This is a genomic window from Roseococcus sp. SDR (genome assembly GCF_019083995.1).
Classification (GTDB): domain Bacteria; phylum Pseudomonadota; class Alphaproteobacteria; order Acetobacterales; family Acetobacteraceae; genus Roseococcus.
This window is the reverse complement of sequence record NZ_JAHRCU010000017.1, coordinates 1-16,293: the sequence shown is the minus strand read 5'-3', so window position 1 is coordinate 16,293 and position 16,293 is coordinate 1. Positions and strand designations below refer to the sequence as shown.

The 16,293-nt window shown below is 71.1% G+C and carries 16 protein-coding genes; 7 read left to right on the top strand and 9 right to left on the bottom strand.

What is annotated here, in order from left to right:
• Nucleotides 1-3: 3 nt before the first annotated feature.
• From KTR66_RS17795 to KTR66_RS17780, 4 genes are read right to left on the bottom strand one after another with little or no spacing between them, the layout of a single operon-like run.
• Nucleotides 4-198 (bottom strand): hypothetical protein, encoded by a 195-nt coding sequence (locus KTR66_RS17795; RefSeq protein ID WP_213614875.1) that lies wholly within the window; start codon nucleotides 196-198, stop codon nucleotides 4-6.
• A gap of 10 nt (nucleotides 199-208) precedes the next feature.
• Nucleotides 209-589 carry a DoxX family protein gene (locus tag KTR66_RS17790; RefSeq protein WP_213614873.1) on the bottom strand — a complete coding sequence of 127 codons (381 nt, stop codon included), beginning with the start codon at nucleotides 587-589 and terminating at the stop codon, nucleotides 209-211.
• Nucleotides 589-864, bottom strand: a complete 276-nt coding sequence (locus tag KTR66_RS17785; protein WP_213614871.1) for a hypothetical protein — start codon at nucleotides 862-864, stop codon at nucleotides 589-591. The genes KTR66_RS17790 and KTR66_RS17785 overlap by 1 nt, the downstream gene beginning before the upstream one ends.
• A gap of 3 nt (nucleotides 865-867) precedes the next feature.
• On the bottom strand, nucleotides 868-2,472 hold the full coding sequence (locus KTR66_RS17780) for an electron transfer flavoprotein-ubiquinone oxidoreductase (RefSeq protein WP_213614869.1): 1,605 nt from the start codon (nucleotides 2,470-2,472) through the stop codon (nucleotides 868-870).
• Between the two features lie 91 nt (nucleotides 2,473-2,563).
• On the opposite strand from KTR66_RS17780, the gene KTR66_RS17775 reads away from it, so the two are divergent.
• From KTR66_RS17775 to moaB, 3 genes are all read left to right on the top strand, one after another.
• Nucleotides 2,564-3,385 (top strand): uracil-DNA glycosylase, encoded by an 822-nt coding sequence (locus KTR66_RS17775; protein ID WP_213614867.1) that lies wholly within the window; start codon nucleotides 2,564-2,566, stop codon nucleotides 3,383-3,385.
• A 245-nt stretch (nucleotides 3,386-3,630) separates the two neighbouring features.
• The gene (locus tag KTR66_RS17770; protein WP_213614865.1) at nucleotides 3,631-5,289 is read left to right on the top strand and encodes a lytic transglycosylase domain-containing protein; all 1,659 of its coding nucleotides are present in this window, start codon (nucleotides 3,631-3,633) and stop codon (nucleotides 5,287-5,289) included.
• 5 nt (nucleotides 5,290-5,294) lie between these two features.
• Nucleotides 5,295-5,822, top strand: a complete 528-nt coding sequence (moaB, locus tag KTR66_RS17765) for a molybdenum cofactor biosynthesis protein B (RefSeq protein ID WP_213614863.1) — start codon at nucleotides 5,295-5,297, stop codon at nucleotides 5,820-5,822.
• Between the two features lie 17 nt (nucleotides 5,823-5,839).
• Here the strand turns inward: moaB and KTR66_RS17760 are convergent, their stop codons facing one another.
• The gene (locus KTR66_RS17760) at nucleotides 5,840-6,682 is read right to left on the bottom strand and encodes a tetratricopeptide repeat protein (protein WP_371819160.1); all 843 of its coding nucleotides are present in this window, start codon (nucleotides 6,680-6,682) and stop codon (nucleotides 5,840-5,842) included.
• A gap of 209 nt (nucleotides 6,683-6,891) precedes the next feature.
• Here KTR66_RS17760 and trpD point away from each other — a divergent pair, with 209 nt between their 5' ends.
• The 4 genes from trpD to glp all read left to right on the top strand — a co-directional run bounded on the left by trpD (nucleotide 6,892) and on the right by glp (nucleotide 10,574).
• The gene (gene trpD / locus KTR66_RS17755; RefSeq protein ID WP_213614861.1) at nucleotides 6,892-7,914 is read left to right on the top strand and encodes an anthranilate phosphoribosyltransferase; all 1,023 of its coding nucleotides are present in this window, start codon (nucleotides 6,892-6,894) and stop codon (nucleotides 7,912-7,914) included.
• Nucleotides 7,911-8,732 (top strand): indole-3-glycerol phosphate synthase TrpC, encoded by an 822-nt coding sequence (trpC, locus tag KTR66_RS17750; protein ID WP_213614859.1) that lies wholly within the window; start codon nucleotides 7,911-7,913, stop codon nucleotides 8,730-8,732. The genes trpD and trpC overlap by 4 nt, the downstream gene beginning before the upstream one ends.
• Nucleotides 8,733-8,898: 166 nt before the next feature.
• Nucleotides 8,899-9,375, top strand: coding sequence for a cyclic pyranopterin monophosphate synthase MoaC (gene moaC, locus KTR66_RS17745; RefSeq protein ID WP_213614857.1), 477 nt, complete (start codon nucleotides 8,899-8,901; stop codon nucleotides 9,373-9,375).
• Entirely contained in the window at nucleotides 9,372-10,574 is a 1,203-nt protein-coding gene (gene glp, locus KTR66_RS17740; protein ID WP_213614855.1) for a gephyrin-like molybdotransferase Glp, read from the top strand. The genes moaC and glp overlap by 4 nt, the downstream gene beginning before the upstream one ends.
• 7 nt (nucleotides 10,575-10,581) lie before the next feature.
• Here glp and KTR66_RS17735 read toward each other — a convergent pair whose 3' ends face one another.
• The 4 genes from KTR66_RS17735 to KTR66_RS17720 form a co-directional block, all read right to left on the bottom strand.
• Entirely contained in the window at nucleotides 10,582-12,609 is a 2,028-nt protein-coding gene (locus KTR66_RS17735) for an FG-GAP-like repeat-containing protein (protein WP_213614853.1), read from the bottom strand.
• Nucleotides 12,610-12,762: 153 nt separating this feature from the next.
• Nucleotides 12,763-14,499, bottom strand: coding sequence for a glycosyltransferase (locus KTR66_RS17730; RefSeq protein ID WP_213614851.1), 1,737 nt, complete (start codon nucleotides 14,497-14,499; stop codon nucleotides 12,763-12,765).
• A 98-nt stretch (nucleotides 14,500-14,597) separates the two neighbouring features.
• Entirely contained in the window at nucleotides 14,598-15,632 is a 1,035-nt protein-coding gene (locus KTR66_RS17725; RefSeq protein WP_213614849.1) for a hypothetical protein, read from the bottom strand.
• Nucleotides 15,632-16,293, bottom strand: a 662-nt coding sequence (locus KTR66_RS17720) for a sugar nucleotide-binding protein (RefSeq protein ID WP_213614848.1), incomplete at its 5' end; no start/stop codon positions are given. The genes KTR66_RS17725 and KTR66_RS17720, both read right to left, overlap by 1 nt.

The window sequence follows — 16,293 nt, the reverse complement described above, 5'->3', positions numbered from 1 at the left end:
CTTCTAACCTTCAAGCTTGGCGGCGATGGCCTTGGCGTGCTCGACCGTGCTGCGCTGGAATCGAACCAGCAGCGCGGCCCAGAGGATGAGCAGCAGCAGCGCCCAGAGGAAGCCGTAATGCGTCAGCGCCATGGCGGCGCAGACCACCCAGCCGAGCGAGAGCACCATGCCCTGCCTCAGGAGGGAGATCAGGCTCATGCCGGGAGGGTCATGACTTGCGGCGCGCGTCCAGGCTCCAGGGGCCGGGGCCGGCGAAGACGAGATAGAGGAAGAGGAAGCAGAAGAGGATCGCCGCATCCCCGCCATTGCTCGTCGGCCAGAAGCTGCGCGGCGCATGGCCGATGAAGTAGGCGAAGGCCATCAGCCCCGACATGACGAAGGCGACGGGCCGGGTGAAGAGGCCGATGATGAGCAGCGCGCCGCCGATCGTCTCGAGCGTCGCCGCAGCACCCAGCATGGAGAAGAGGTCCGGCGAGGGGCGCGGCGAGGGCGGGAAGCCGATCAGCTTCTGCGGCCCGTGCAGGAAGAACAGCAGCCCCGCCACGATGCGCAGCACACTGAGCCCATAGGGCGCGAAACGGTCGAGCATCAGGATCCCTCCTCGGCATCCACCACGCGCTGCGCGTGCAGGCGGAGGTTGCCGCAATTGTTGCAGACCAGTGCATAGACCGGCACATGCGGCGGCGCGGAAGGGATGGTCCCCGCCTCGTCGATCATCGGCAGGGTGACGGACCATCCGGCCCCGCCCACCAGCGTCCAGGCATTCTGCCCGCAAGCGGAGCAGGGGCCCTGCGCGCCGCGCTTGGGCAGGAAGGCGTTGATCTTCTCCGCGTCGCTGCGTGCGTCCGTCTTGGCATCGGCCATGCGCTACATCCCTCCGGGATAATTGGGGCCGCCACCCCCCTCGGGCGTCTTCCAGTCGATGTTCTGCGACGGGTCCTTGATGTCGCAGGTTTTGCAATGGACGCAATTTTGAGCGTTGATGACAAGAGCGGGCTTGCCCTCCTCGATGCCGACCGCCTCATAGACGCCGGCCGGGCAGTAGCGGCTCTCCGGGCTCGCGAAGCGCTCCCAGTTCTCGCCCAGCCACTTGCCCGGGTCGCGCAGGACCAGGTGCGCGGGCTGGTTCTCCTCGTGGTTGGTGTTCGAGAGGAACACCGAGGAGAGGCGGTCGAAGCTCAGCACGCCATCCGGCTTGGGGTAGGCGATGCGCGGCGCGTCCGCCGCGGCCTTGAGTTGGCTGTGGTCATGGTGGTGCCCCATCGTCCACGGCGCCTTGCCCTTGAAGACGTAGGTGTCGAGCGCCGCATTCACCATGCCGCCCCAGAAGCCGAACTTGGCGAAGCCGGGGCGGATGTTGCGCACGCCCTCGAGCTCGGACCAGAGCCAGGATTGCCGCAGCAGGTCGGGATAGGCCTCGATCCCTTCGCCCGCGATCGCCTCGGCCGCCACCATGCCGGACTTCATCGCGAGATGCGTGCCCTTGATCTTGGGCACGTTGAGGAAGCCCGCCGTGTCGCCGATCAGCGCGCCGCCCGGGAAGGTCAGCTTCGGGATGGACTGGAAGCCACCCTCGTTCAGCGCACGCGCGCCATAGGCGATGCGCTTGCCGCCCTTCAGCATGGGAGCGACGGCCGGGTGGTGCTTGAAGCGCTGGAACTCCTCGAAAGGGGAGAGCCAGGGGTTCGGATAGTCGAGGCCGACCACGAAGCCCACGCTCACCAGGTTCTCGCCGAACATGTAGAGCCAGGAGCCGCCATAGGTGTCGCTGGGCAGCGGCCAGCCTGCGCTGTGCCAGATCAGGCCGGGCGTGTGGTTCTCCTTCGGGATCTCCCACAGCTCCTTGATGCCGATGGCATAGGTCTGCGGCTGGCAGTCGGCACGGAGGTTGAAGGTTTCGAAGAGCTTCTTGGTCAGGCTGCCGCGGCAGCCCTCGGCAAACAGCGTCGTGGTCGCGCGCAGCTCCATGCCCGGCTGGTAGTCGGGGCCCTTGGTGCCGTCCTTCACGATGCCCATGACGCCGGCGACGACGCCCTTGACCACACCTTCTTCGATGATGGTCTCCGACGCCGCGAAGCCCGGATAGATCTCCACGCCGAGCGCCTCGGCCTTGGCCCCCAGCCAGCGCGCCACATTGCCAAGCGAGACGATGTAGTTGCCCTCATTGTGCATCTGCGGCGGCGTCGGCAGCTTGAAGGCCTTGGTCTCCGTCAGCAGCATGAAGCGGTCCTCGCCGGCGGGGGTGGCGAGGGCCGGCGGGTCCTCGCGCCAGTCGGGGATCAGCTCGTCCAGCGCGCGGGGCTCGAGCACGGCGCCCGAGAGGATATGGGCGCCGACCTCGCCGCCCTTCTCGACGACGCAGACGCTCATCTCGGGGTTGAGCTGCTTCAGGCGGATCGCGGCGGCCAGGCCCGCCGGGCCGGCGCCGATGATCAGCACATCGAATTCCATCGCTTCGCGTTCTTCGCTCATCCCGACCACCCTTCGCGGCAAATTCCGTGAGGCGCGAACCTAGACGAGGCGCCCGTTTCGCGGAACCCGCATGACACGGTAGAAAGACAGCATGGCGTCTCATTCCGAGCATCACGCGCTGCTGGCCAGCCTCCGATGGCAGATCGCCATGGGCGCCGATGAGGCGATCCTGGAGGAGGCGGCGCCGCGCGCGCGCCGCACCGCACCGCCGCCGGCACCCGCGCCCGAACGCGGGCCCGAGCCTGTGCGCGGCGCGGCCGCTCCGGTCGCGCGCAAGGCCACCCCGCATGGCGAGGCGGCCGCCGCGCTGGCCGAGAAGGCCAGCACGCTCGACGAACTTCGCGACGCGATGGCCGGCTTCACCGGCAGCCCGCTGCGCGAGACCGCGACGAATCTCGTCTTCGGCGACGGCATCCCCGGCGCGCCGGTCATGGTGATCGGCGAGGCGCCGGGCGCCGAGGAAGACCGTCAGGGCAAGCCTTTCGTCGGCGCCTCCGGCCAGCTGCTGGACCGCATGTTCGCGAGCATCGGGCTGAACCGTGCCGAGAGCCTCTACATCACCAACATCCTGCCCTTCCGCCCGCCCGGCAACCGCACGCCGACCGATGCCGAGATCTCGCTTTTCCTGCCCTTCGTGCTGCGCCATGTCGCGCTGGCCCGGCCGCGCCTGCTGGTGCTGGCGGGCGGTGTCGCGGCCAAGGGGATTCTTCAGTCGCGGGAGGGCATCACCCGCCTGCGTGGCCGCTGGCACCAAGTATCAATACTTGGAGATAAAGTATTGATGGCGATGCCGACCCTTCATCCAGCCTATCTCCTCCGCAACCCCATCGCCAAGCGTGATGCGTGGGCGGATCTGCTGATGTTGCAGCGCGCCATGAATGATGGCGGCATTGGGGCAAAGGAAAAACCTTAACGTCAGGATTGTCCCGTACGAAGCCGATAAAGGGCGTCCTGGAAAATCAACACTTGCTTTACCGGCGGAGCTTGGGTTAGGGGTGCCTCGTCATGCGAGCGCTGCGCCCCATGGCCCGCACCCTGCCCGGCGTTATTGCCGGCCTTCTCTGCCTCGGCGCCGGGTTCAGCCCGGCCACCGCCCAGCGGGCCCAAGACCAGACCGCCCCTTTCCAGGTGCGGACACGAACGCCCCCGGGTCCCGCCATGCCCGTGGGCCTGCCACAGCCCATGGGGCAGGCCGATGCCGCGCGCATGCGCCGGGCCTTCGAGGCCCAGGCCCGCGGCGACATCCCGGCCGCCATCCGCGAGGCTGCGGGCCTGGATGACCGCCGCCTGATGGGCCACCTGCTGGCCGACCGCTACAATCGCGGCGAGCCCAGCCTCAACGAACTCCAGGCATGGCTCGCCGATTTCGCCGACCTGCCCGACGCGCCCCTGCTGCATGAGGCGCTGCTGCGCCTGCTGCCGCGCGGCGCAGCCGCTCCGCCGCCGCCCAGCCAGCCAGAAACCATGGCGGATCTTCTGCCCGAGGAACGCGCGCCGGCCGAGACCAGCTTCACGCGGGACGCGGCCCTCGAACGCGCTGTCCAGGCGCGGATCAACGAGGGCAATCTCGATGCCGCCCTGACGCTGATCCGCGCCCGGCGCGGCCTGTCCAACGCCTATCTTGGCCATCTCAAGGCCGATCTCGCGCAATCCCTGTTCCGCCAGGGGCGCGATGCCGAGGCCTGGAGCATCGCGCAGGAGGGGCTGCGCCTCGCGCCGCAGAACGCGACCCTCGCCTACCAGGCCGGGCTTTCGGCCTGGGGCATGCAGAATTACGAAAGCGCCTACCACGCCTTCGAGCGCGCGGCCCGCAACGAGCAGGCGCCGCCCACGCTGCGCGCCGCCGCCGCCTTCTGGACCGCGCGCGCCGCCGTCCGCGCCCGCCGCCCCGCGCAATACGTGCCCTGGATGCTCCAGGCCGCGCAGGAGCCACGCACCTTCCATGGCATGATCGCCCGCCGCAGCCTGGGCCTTCCGCCCGGACTGGTCTGGGAGCGTGACGTGGCCAACGAAGCCCGCGCCCAGGGGCTGGCCGAGACAGCGGGCGGCTGGCGTGCGCTGGCCCTCCTGCAGGTCGGCCAGCGCGAGCGGGCCGAGGCCGAGCTTCGCCTGCTCCAGCGCCGCACGCGCAACAACCCGTCGGTGACGCAGGGCATCCTTGCCGTCGCGCAGCAGGCCAACATGCCGGGCCTCGCCGCCCAGGTGGCGACGGCCGCGCAGCTCGAGGATGGCCGCGCGCGGGATGGCGCGCGCTATCCGCTGCCCGTGCTGCTGCCCAATGGCGGCTTCCGGATGGACCCCTCGCTGCTCTACGCGCTTGCGCTGCAGGAGAGCCGCTTCGATTCCAGCGCGGTCAGCCGCGCCGGGGCGCGCGGCATCATGCAGCTCATGCCGGCGACGGCCAGCTATGTCGCCAACGACCCCTCGCTGCGCGGCGAGGCGGTGACGCGCCTGCATGATCCGGGGCTGAGCCTCGAGCTCGGCCAGCGCTACGTGCATTACCTGGCGCGGCATGATGCGGTGCGGGGTGACCTGATCCGGCTGCTGGCCGCCTACAATGCGGGCCCCGGCAACCTCAACCGCTGGCTGCCGGCCGCCCAGCGCCGCGCCGACCCGCTGCTCTTCATCGAGAGCATCCCGGTGCATGAGACGCGCAGCTTCGTCACGCGCGTGCTGACCTTCAGCTGGATCTACGCCCATCGCCTGGGCCTGCCCACGCCCTCGCTCGACCAGATCGCGGGCGGCGGCTTCCCGAGCTTCGCCAGCGTCGAAGAGGTCACGGCCATGTTGCGCATGACCTCGGCCCGGTCCAATTGATCGACATGCCGATCGACCCCAGCCGCACCTTCCTCCCCGTGAACATCGCCGTGCTGACGGTGAGCGACACGCGCGACCTCAGCACCGACCGTTCGGGCGAGACCCTGCAATCGCGCATCGAGGCCGCGGGCCATCGCTGCATCGCGCGCGAGATCCTTCGCGACGAAGCCGACCTGATCGAGGCGCAACTGCGCGCCTGGATCGCCGACCCCATGGTGGATTGCGTGATCACCACGGGCGGCACCGGCATCACCGGCCGCGACGTGACGCCCGAGGCCTTCAAGCGCGTCATGGAGAAGGAAATCGAGGGCTTCGGCGAGCTCTTCCGCATGCTAAGCTACCAGAAGATCGGCACCTCAACCATGCAATCCCGCGCGTTGGGTGGCGTGGCGCAGGGGACCTACATCTTCGCGCTGCCGGGCAGCACAGGCGCCTGCAAGGACGCCTGGGACGACATCCTGGTCTGGCAGCTCGATGCGCGGCACCGGCCTTGCAACCTCGTCGAGCTGATGCCTCGGCTGATGGAGAAGTAGTCCGATCGGCGGCGGGTCTAACGCCGCTGCGGCCCCAGTTCATTGAGCTGGATGTTCTGCGCGGCAAGGTCGGCCGCCATGCTGTCCGGCGCCAGCTGGATGGCGCGCTGCCAGTCGTTGCGCGCGCCCGTCACGTCGCCGCGCAACTGGCGCAGGATGCCGCGTTCCAGCAGTGCCTCGGGGTTGTCGGGCGTCAGCACCAGGGCGCGCTCCACGGCCACGAAGGCCTGGTCCACGCGCTCCAGGTGGCGAAGGGCCGCGGCGCGGAGCACCCAGGCTTCGGCGCGGTCTGGCTCCAGCGCCAGGGCGGAATCGAGATCCTCGATCGACTCACGATAGCGCTGCATCGAGGCCAGGACCACAGAGCGATCCACCAGCAGCTCGACATCCTGGGGCGCGAGCGTCAGCGCGATGGTGACGGCCGCGAAGGCCCGGTTCGGGTCGCCCGCCATCATCCAGGCCTGGGAGGCCTGGCCGAAGACGGCGGCGCGCGCGAGGCTGCTGGCGCGGCTTGAGGAGCCCAGGCGCTCCAGCCGGTCGGCCGCGCGGTCGGGCTCGCCCAGGCCGAGCAGGGCGAGGGCGATGCAATGCCGGGCACCATCGCCGCCGCCCGTCGCGTCCCAGGCCTGGGCGAAGCGCATCGCCTCGTCCGGGTCGTCCCGCAGAAGGGAGAGGCAGCGGTCATAATCAGCCCCGTCGGCCAGGCGCGGCATTTCGGGCGGCAGGGGCAGGTTGTCCGGCAGGGGCGGTGCAGCGGCCACGCCCACGGCCTGCGGCGCGGGTTCGCGCACCCACCAGGCGGCGCCACCCAATCCCGCGGCCGCCGCCACTCCCAGCCCGATCAGAATAAGGTTCCGCACGCACACAACCTACAGCAAAGGGGGGGCGGTGGGAATCGCCCTGCCGCAGGAGGCAGGCCGCGACAAACCGCCGCGCGAACGGGGGCTGCCCGTCGCATCAGGAAGCGGATTCGACGCCATGGCCTCCTATGGCCCATTTTGGGCCAGACCGCCATGCGCCCTATAAGGAGGGACGCATCGCGCCAGGAAGAAAAGGTCACACAGTCCGGATGAACGGCCTCAAACCCGTATTGGCCCGCCTCGCCGCGGGGGAACGCCTGGCCGAGAGCGAGGCCGAGGCCGCCTTTGGCATCATCATGGCGGGCGAGGCCACTCCCGCGCAGATCGCGGGCATGCTCATGGCCATGCGCGTGCGCGGCGAGACGGTGGCCGAAATGACCGGCGCCGTGCGCGCCATGCGCGCCCGCATGATCCCGGTGGACGTGCCGGACGATGCGATCGACGTGGTCGGCACGGGCGGCGATGCCTCGGGCAGCCTGAACATCTCCACCACCGCCTCCATGGTGGTGGCGGGCGCCGGCGTGCCGGTGGCGAAGCACGGCAACCGCGCGCTTTCCTCGAAATCCGGTGCGGCGGATGCGCTGGGCGCGCTCGGCGTGAACCTCGACGTGCCGCTGGAGCGCCTGCCCGACGTGATCCGCGAGGCCGGCATGGTCTTCCTGCTGGCGCCCCGCCACCATTCGGCGCTGCGCCATGCCGGTGGCGCGCGCGTGGAGCTTGGCACGCGCACCATCTTCAACCTGCTGGGGCCGCTCGCGAATCCGGGCCGGGTGAAGCGGCAGATGACCGGCGCCTTCTCGGCCGAATGGCTGCAGCCCATGGCCGAGGCGCTGGGCCGCCTCGGCACCGAGGCCGCCTGGGTCGTGCACGGCCAGGGCATGGATGAACTGGCGATCTCCGGCCCCTCTGAGGTGGTGGAGCTTCTCGCCGGCAAGACGCGCCGTTTCACCGTGACACCGGCGGAGGCCGGCCTGCCTCTCTGGCCGATCGAGGCAATCAAGGGCGGCGAACCGGCCGAGAATGCCGCCGCGCTGGTGGCGCTGCTGGAAGGCCAGCCGGGCGCCTACCGGGACATGGTGCTGCTCAACGCCGCGGCCGCGCTCCTGGTGGCCGGCCGCGTGGCGGAGCTGCGCGCCGGCGTGGCGCTGGCGGCCGAGAGCATTGACAGCGGGCGCGCTCTGGATGTTCTCCTCCGTCTCCGCCGTGCGACCTCCGAGGCTCTTCCCGAATGACTGTTGATGTGATCCCCGATGCGGGGCTCTCCGATACCCTCGCCCGCATCCTGCGGGACAAGGCGGAGGAGGTTGCCGCCGGCATGGCCGCGACGCCGCTCGCCGAGATGGAGAAGCGCGCGCTCGACCAGGATGCGCCGCGCGACTTCACCGGCGCGCTCTGCGCCCGCATCGGCGAGGGCCGCACCGGCCTGATCGCCGAGATCAAGCGCGCCTCGCCCTCCGGCGGCCTGATCCGCGACCCCTTCGAGCCTGCGGCGCTGGCCCAGGCCTATGAGAGCGCGGGTGCCGCCTGCCTCTCCGTGCTGACCGATGCCAAGTGGTTCCAGGGCCGCCCGGAGGACCTGATGGCCGCCCGCGCCGCCTGTGCGCTGCCCGTGCTGCGCAAGGACTTCATGATCCACCCCTTCCAGGTCTTCGAGGCCCGGGCGATGGGCGCGGACGCCATCCTGCTGATCATGGCGGCGCTCAGCGACGACCAGGCGCATGAGCTGGAGGACATCGCCCGCAGCCTCGACATGGCGGTGCTGGCGGAGGTGCATGATGCGCGCGAGATGGAGCGGGCGCTCGGCCTGCAGACGCGCCTCATCGGCGTGAACAACCGCAACCTGAAGACGCTCGTCACCGACCTCGCGACCAGCGAGGAGCTCATCCCCATGGTCCCGGCCGACCGCATCCCGGTCGCCGAGAGCGGGCTGCGCACGCCGGCCGACCTCCGCCGCATGGCCGCCGCCGGCGCCTATTGCGTGCTGGTGGGCGAGCATCTGATGCGCCAGCCGGACGTGGCGGAAGCGACGCGCGCCTTGCTCGGGCCGTGACCCGCAACACGGACGCTGGCACGGAGAATCCGGCCGCGAAGGCGGCCGGCGCCGCCCAACCGACCTTTCAACCTGGCGCAACCGCCGCGCGGCGAAGGCAAGGCGGCGGAGCCGCCGCCCGTCATGCCGCAGGCATGCGCCAAGCCACGCGTCTGAGGGCATAAAAATGTCTTCACTCACCCATTTCGACGAAGCCGGCCGCGCCGCCATGGTGGATGTGGCGGGCAAGCCCGAGACCGAGCGCCTCGCCATCGCGCGCGGGCGCATCGTCATGGCGCCCGCGACGCTGGCGCTGATCGCGGAAGGCAAGGCGGGGAAGGGCGATGTGCTGGGCGTCGCGCGCCTCGCCGGCATCATGGCGGCGAAGAAGACCAGCGACCTCATCCCCCTCTGCCATCCGCTCATGCTCACCAAGGTGCGCGTGGACCTCACCATCGCGCAGCCCGACACGGTCGAGATCGAGGCGCAGGTCAGCGTCACCGGCCGCACCGGCGTGGAGATGGAGGCGCTGACCGCGGTCAGCGTCGCAGCACTCACCGTCTATGACATGGTGAAGGCGGTGGATCGTGGCATGCGGATCGAGGGCATCCACCTGGCCCTGAAGGAGGGCGGCAAGTCGGGCCGCTTCGAAGCGGCGCCGTGATCCCGCTCGAGGACGCCCGGCAGCGCATTCTCGCCGCCATCCGGCCCACGGGGCCGGAGACGGTGCCGCTCGGCGGCGGCTGGAACCGCGTGCTGGCGCGCCCCGTGGTGGCGCGGCTGACGCAGCCGCCCGCCGATGTCTCGGCCATGGATGGCTATGCGGTGCGCGCGGCCGATGCGGTGACGGGTGCGACGCTCACCATCACCGGCGCCGCCCCCGCGGGGCACCCCTTCGCGGGCGAGGTCGGCGCGGGCGAGGCGGTGCGCATCTTCACCGGCGGCTTCGTGCCGGCCGGTGCCGACGCCATCCTGATCCAGGAAAACGCCAAGGCGGAAGGGCCGCGCCTCACCGTCACCGAGGGCGTCGCCGCCGGCCGCTGGATCCGCCGCCGTGGCCTCGACTTCGCCGAGGGTGGCGAATTGCTGCCCGCCGGGCGGCGCCTCACGGCGCGCGACATCGGCCTCGCCGCCGCCGCCAACCACCCCTGGCTCACCGTGCATCGCCGCCCGCGCATCGCGATCCTGGCCACGGGCGATGAGATCGCGCTGCCGGGCGAGCCGCTGCCGCCGGGCGGCATCGTCAGTTCCAACGCGCATGCGCTGGCCGCCGTCATCGCCTCGGCCGGGGGCGAGGGCTGCATCCTGCCCATCGCGCCGGATGATGCGGGCAGCATCGCGGAACTCGCCGGCTCCGGCGGCTATGACCTGCTGGTGACGACCGGCGGCGCCAGCGTGGGCGAGCATGACCTGGTGCAGAAGGCGCTGGGCCAGGATGGCTTCGCGCTCGATTTCTGGAAGATCGCGATGCGCCCGGGCAAGCCGCTGATCTGGGGCCGGCTGGGTGCCATGCCGGTGCTGGGCCTGCCGGGCAATCCGGTCTCGGCCCTCGTCTGCGCCGTGGTCTTCCTGCTGCCCGCGCTCGCCCGCATGCAGGGCCTGCCCGATGCCGGGCCGCGGACCGTCCCGGCGATCGCCGGGGTGGACCTGCCGGAGAATGACCAGCGCGCCGACCATCTGCGCGCGACCCTCGCGCCCGGCGCCGATGGCCGCTTGGTCGCGACGCCCGCGAACCGGCAGGACAGTTCCATGCTGGCCGTGCTCGCCTCGGCCGATGGCCTGATCCTGCGTGCCCCCTTCGCCCCCGCTTTGCCGAAGGGCGAGGCGGTGGAGGTGATCCCGCTGGCGGCACTCGGCGTCTGACGGCCGATCAGAGCGGATAGTTCGAAAAGGCGCTGTAGAGGCCGAGATGGCCGAGGCCGTGCAGGTCGGCCAGGCCATCGCCATTGGTGTCGGCGACGAAGCGCGGGAAGATGTCGTCGCTGCGCCAGCCGCCCGCCGCCGCGGCGGAGCCGAGGGCGCTGAGCCGCAGCTCCGCCGCCTCGAAGCCGCCCGCGCCGCTCGCCAGCGCGACGAAGGCCCCGGCGCCGCCGAAGCCCACGATGTCGGCCATGCCGTCGCCATTCACATCGCCCAGCCCGCGCGGCGTGGCGTCATCCGAGGTCCAGCCGCCCGCCGCCGGGTTCGAGCCGAAGGCGCCGAGGCGCAGCGACGCCGCGCCGAAACTCCCGCCCCCGGTGGCGAGCGAGACATAGACCCCGGCACCGCCGAAGCCCAGGATATCGGCCATGCCATCGCCATTCACATCGGCGAGGCGACGCGGCGCGGCATCGTCGCTCAACCAGCCGCCATTGAGGCCAAAGCCCGTCACCGCCAGCCGCGCCGCGCCGAAGCCCCCGCCGCCGGTCGCCAGCGAGACATAGACGCCCGCGCTGCCGAACCCCAGGATGTCGGCCATGCCGTCGCCATTCACGTCGGCCAGGTGGCGCGGCGTCAGGTTGTCATTGGCCCAGCCGCCATTCACGCCGAAGCCCGCGACGGCGAGCCGCGCCGCACCGAAGCCGCCCGCGCCATCGGCCAGCGAGACGACGACGCCGCCATGGGCGAAGCCCACGATGTCGGCCCGCCCGTCACCATCCACATCGGCCAGCTGCCGCGGGGTCAGGGAATCGCTGAGCCAGCCGCCATTCACGCCGAAACCCTCGACGGCGCGCCGCGCCGGGCCGAAGGTGCCCCCGCCGGCGGCGAGCGAGACGACGACACCGCCATGCGCGAAGCCCACGATGTCGGCCATGCCATCACCATTCACATCGGCGAGGCGGCGCGGCGTCAGATTGTTGCTGGCCCAGCTCCCCTGCGTGCCGAAGCCGGCCAGCCAGAGATTGGCGGTGGTGAAGGGCGGGTCATTGTCGGTGATGACACCGATGCCCACCGCATCCGCGATCGTCGCCCCACCCGTCGCGCGGGTGAGTTCGATCGTGAACCACTCGTTCCGCTCATGGGCGGTGTCGCCCAGGATCTGCACCTCGATGCGTCGCGAGGCCTCGCTCATGGCGAAGGAGAGCGTGCCGCTCACGGCCACATAGTCCCGCCCCGCGCTGGCGCTGCCGTCATGGCTGCGGAAATCCACCGTCGCCTCGAGCGCGGTCGAGGCCCGCGTCACCGTGAAGGCCATGATGGTGACGCCCGCATCCGGCTCGGTGATCGTCACGTCGCTGATGCGGGCCGAGAGATCGCTCGCGCCGTAGATGTGGCGCGCCCCCGCGATGTCGTCCGACTGGGGCGTGCTGATCGCCGGGTTGTAGGAGGCGTTCATCAGCTGGTTGGGAATGGCGGTGTGGTTCAGCCCGATCGCGTGGCCGATCTCATGCGTCGCCACGGCGAGGAAGCTGTCCGCATTCCAGAAATCGATCTCGGAACTGTCGAACACGATGTCGCCGCTGATGGCGCTGGAGCCTGGGGAGAAGGCCTGTGCGAGCGTGTCGGAATCGCCGTCGATATAGCCGCCCGCGATGCGGATGCTGCCCGTGGTGCCGCGGCCCACCGCGCCGCCTCCATCGAAGACCTGCACGAAGTTGATGTTCGCGATGGCCGACCAGGCCGCGAAGGCGCGGTTGAGGACACCGACGAAGTCAAAGCCCAGGAAGCCGCTGAGCGCGACGCTGGCCCCGGCGTAGAAGCCGAAGGAGGTGGTGGTGACCCCGGCGCCGACCAGGCTCCAGGTCACGGTCCCGCCCGGCGTGCCGACGGCCTGGGAGGTTCCCCATTTCGAGCCGAAGGTGACGAAGGGGGAGGGGCCGGCAGCCTCCTCCGTCAGCTCCTGCGGGACCTGCCAGGCGAATTCGTAGAAGCCGTCGAAATCCTCGGCTTCCGAAGCGTCGCTGACGCCCTGTGCCATCGCGAGGCACCTCCCTGATGCTCCGCCCGCGGACCATGCGGGTCATGCCGTGGCGCGACCGCGAGCCTGCAGCCCGCAGGATCGGGCGCGCCGGCCGGCAGGCGCAAGTGAATTCCTGCTCCCGCCAGGCCCGCCTGGGGCGCGCGCCCTGGCTCAATCCGGCAGTGGCGGCTGCTCGGCCGGTGCGCGCCAGGGCGCGAGGCGCCGCGGCGCGGAGGTCAGGATGCGGGCCGGGGGATCAAGCGAGAGCAACGGGCTGTAATAGGGGTCGGTCACCAGCGCATCGCCCCAGCGCGCGCGCATGGTGGCGCGCTCGGTCAGCCAGCGCGCCTTGTGCGCGGGCGACATGTCGTCGCCGCGCGTGGCACTCTCCTTGTGCAGCAGCTCCGCATGCGGCGTGACGAGGTTGTGCAGGCCCGCCGCGCGCAGCTTCAGGCAGAGATCCACGTCGTTATAGGCGACGCGCAGCCCCTCCTCGTCGAAGCCGCCGACGGCGAGGAAGGCCTCGCGCCGCACCGCGAGGCAGGCGGCGGTGACCGCCGAGACGCGGCGCGTCAGCCGCAGCAGGTCATAGGGGCCATGGCTCTTCTGCGGCGTGTGCAGCATGTCGTGGCCTGCGATGCCGGCGAGGCCCAGCACCGTGCCCGAATGCTGCACGCGCAGGCTGGGGAAGAGCAGGCGCGCGCCCACGGCGCCGATCTCGGGCCGCACGGCGTGGCTCACCATCTCGCGCAGCCAGCCGGCGTTGCGGATCTCCGTGTCGTTGTTGAGGAAGAGCAGGATTTCGCCCTTCGCCGCGCGCGCCGCGCGGTTGTTGATCACCGAGTAGTTGAAGGGGCCCGGGCAGGGCAGCACGGCAAAGCGCGGATCGCGGGACCATTCCTCGAAGCGGCGCAGCAGCGCCGGGTCGTCGCTGTCATTGTCGCAGACGATGATGTCGAAGGCCGGGTAGTGGGTGCGGTCGAGGAGACCTTCCAGGCAGGCCTCCATCAGCGCCAGGCCGTTGCGCGTCGGGATGATGATGGTGACCTGCGGCGCAGGGTCGGGCAGGGGCCAGGTCGCACGCGGCACGGGGCGGCCGCTGCGCGGCGGCTCCAGCGTTACGGGCTCGCCCGCCTCGGCGAGGATCTGGGACACGCCAGCCACGTCCAGTTCTTCGCGCCAGGGGGGCAGGCACCCAGCCGCGCGGTGCAGCAGGATGCCGGGGATGTGCCGGATCGCGGCTGGGCCGGCTTCGGCCAGCGCGGCGCGGGTTGCTGCCACCATCAGCGCATGGCCGCGCAGGCCGAGCAGCCCATGCCGCGCGAGCAGCCCTGTGTCATAGGCCACGGCGCGCCCAAGGGCGGGTTGCTGCAGCAGCAGGTCGGGGTCGAAGGCGGTCTTCAGCCAGGGTGCCCGGCGCGCACCGCGGATCACCTGCCCATCCTCGTCCGCGAAGAGGACCAGCGGCGCGGGCTCGGCCCGGGCGGCGATCGCGAATTCGGCCAGCGCGTGACGCACCAGCAGGTCGCCTGGCTGGAGATGCATCACGAAGCGGCTCCGCAGCGCCTGCGCGGCCTCCAGCGTGCCGCCCTCCAGCGTCTCCGCCGCCACGCCGATCTGGCCGGCGATGCTCGCCTGCGTCGTGGCGTCGGCGCGGGGCAGTGTCACCAGGAAGGAGGCGGGCGCCGGGCCGAGCAGCGCCAGGATGGCGGCGTCATCGGCTGGGGTGCTGGCCTGCCAGCGTTCGAACCAGCTGGTGTATTCGGCCGCCTCGAGCCAGCGGACCAGGTTGCCGACTTGCGGCATGACGGGCTTGAGCGCCGTAAGAAGGACCTTGCGCACCCCGGGCAGGCGCCGGACAGCGCGGCGCAGCGGATGAATGCGATGGTCCTGATCCGGCGGAGCCATGGAGCGCGACAACTTTCGGGAAGGGGTGGGGGCCTGCGCGGGCCGCCCGTCTCTGCCGCTCCGGATGGGCGCTGTCAATCGAGCCGCATGCGATTTGATCAGGGGCCCATCATGTCGAGATGCTCGCGGATCAGCGCCGCATCCTGCGCGCCCATGAGCTTGGGCCAGCCTTCCACCCCGGGCAGCTGGCCTGGGTTGCGGCGGATGAGTTCCGTCTTGAGGTAGGGGAAGCCCATCCGCTCCACCAGCACCCGCCAGAGGTGATGGCAGGGGTTGAGGGGATAGCGGGCAAAGGCCGCCGGGCTCGCGAAGCGTGGCCCAAGGCTCGCGCGCGTCGCGTCATCCACCTGCGCGGTCAGGCGCGCATAGCCGAAGAGGGCGGCGCAGCGCAGGCCGGCCGCGCGCGCGCGCCGCGAGAGGCCGATCTCGCCCTGCTGCACCACGCGCCACTTGCTGCGGCTGTCCCGGAAGGCGGCCAGATGCGTGGCGAGCAGGTTCACGGCGGCCGCACCGCGCGCCAGCAGGGCATAGGATTGCAGGTGCGGCCCGCCCCCCTCGCTCTCGGTCATGCCGAAGAGGCCCTCGCCGCCCGCGCGCCAGGCCTCCACGAGCGGGCCCAGCGGCAGGAAGGGGCCGAGCACGCTGTCATTGGCCAGCAGCAATTCTTCCGGCGGGCCGAATTCGGCCAGCGCAACCGCAGCCGCATCGCGCCAGCCACCGAAATCGCGCCCGACATTCTCGCGATGGAGGCGCAGCAGGCATTGTGCGCCGACGGCCGCCCAATCGGCTTCGGGCGGGCGGTCCCGCGCATTGGTGACGAAGACGAGGTCGAACCCCGCCTCCCGCCAAAGCGCCAATTGCCGCAGCACCATCGGCGAGACGCGCCCATCGGGCGACCAATGGAGGTAGAGCGCAAGGGAGCGGCCCTGACGCGGCGCCTGCCCGGGCGAGACTTCACGCAGACCGGCCTTGAGCGGTGCCACGCGGTCCAGCACGGCGGCCTGGGCGATCTCGAAGGCCACTTCGGCCGCGCGGCGCAGGAAGGTGAGCGGCGCGCGGGCGGCAAGGCCATGCAGCACGCGGGGCGCACCCCCCTGCGGGGTGGCGAGGTCGCTGAGGCGATAGGGCAGCATCAGCCGCCCGCGTGCAGGGCCTTGAGCACCCTCGCGAGCCCGGCCTGCCAGCTCGGCAGTGTCACGCCGAAGGTCTCTGCGAGCTTCGTGCCGTCCATGCGCCCATCCGCCGGGCGCACGGCCTTCACTGGATACTCGTGCGTGGCGATCGGGACGACGCGCGGCTGCGGGCCGCCATAGGGCGCCGCACCGGCGAAGATCGCCTCTGCAAAGCCGTGCCAATGGGTGGATTGCTCGGCCCGCGCGTGGAACACGCCGCGATACTCCGGCCGCCAGCCGGTCTGCCGGATCCGCGCCAGGACGCCGGCAATCGCATCCGCGAGGTCCGGGGCCGCCGTCGGGTGGCCGTGCTGGTCCGCCACCACGCGCAGCTCGGGCCGCGTCGCCCCCACCGCCAGCATGGTGCGCACGAAGTTCTTGCCCACCGGGCTGAACACCCAGGCGGTGCGCAGCACGCTCGTCATCGGGTTGCCGGCCAAGGCCGCCCATTCGCCCGCGAGCTTGGTGCGGCCATAGGCACCGAGCGGATTGGCCAGGTCGCTCTCCAGATAGGGCGCGCCCTTCAGCCCGTCATAGACATAATCCGTGCTGATCTGGATCAGCGGGATGCCGGCCTCGGCGCAGAGCTTCGCCAGCAGCGCGGGGCCCAGGGCATTGGCCC

Bases quoted from the DNA above. Each gene is read 5' to 3' on its own strand.
- KTR66_RS17795 (WP_213614875.1), bottom strand. From the start codon at position 198: ATGAGCCTGATCTCCCTCCTGAGGCAGGGCATGGTGCTCTCGCTCGGC.
- KTR66_RS17790 (WP_213614873.1), bottom strand. From the start codon at position 589: ATGCTCGACCGTTTCGCGCCCTATGGGCTCAGTGTGCTGCGCATCGTG.
- KTR66_RS17785 (WP_213614871.1), bottom strand. From the start codon at position 864: ATGGCCGATGCCAAGACGGACGCACGCAGCGACGCGGAGAAGATCAAC.
- KTR66_RS17780 (WP_213614869.1), bottom strand. From the start codon at position 2,472: ATGAGCGAAGAACGCGAAGCGATGGAATTCGATGTGCTGATCATCGGC.
- KTR66_RS17775 (WP_213614867.1), top strand. From the start codon at position 2,564: ATGGCGTCTCATTCCGAGCATCACGCGCTGCTGGCCAGCCTCCGATGG.
- KTR66_RS17770 (WP_213614865.1), top strand. From the start codon at position 3,631: ATGCCCGTGGGCCTGCCACAGCCCATGGGGCAGGCCGATGCCGCGCGC.
- moaB (WP_213614863.1), top strand. From the start codon at position 5,295: ATGCCGATCGACCCCAGCCGCACCTTCCTCCCCGTGAACATCGCCGTG.
- trpD (WP_213614861.1), top strand. From the start codon at position 6,892: ATGAACGGCCTCAAACCCGTATTGGCCCGCCTCGCCGCGGGGGAACGC.
- trpC (WP_213614859.1), top strand. From the start codon at position 7,911: ATGACTGTTGATGTGATCCCCGATGCGGGGCTCTCCGATACCCTCGCC.
- moaC (WP_213614857.1), top strand. From the start codon at position 8,899: ATGTCTTCACTCACCCATTTCGACGAAGCCGGCCGCGCCGCCATGGTG.
- KTR66_RS17735 (WP_213614853.1), bottom strand. From the start codon at position 12,609: ATGGCACAGGGCGTCAGCGACGCTTCGGAAGCCGAGGATTTCGACGGC.
- KTR66_RS17730 (WP_213614851.1), bottom strand. From the start codon at position 14,499: ATGGCTCCGCCGGATCAGGACCATCGCATTCATCCGCTGCGCCGCGCT.
- KTR66_RS17725 (WP_213614849.1), bottom strand. From the start codon at position 15,632: ATGCTGCCCTATCGCCTCAGCGACCTCGCCACCCCGCAGGGGGGTGCG.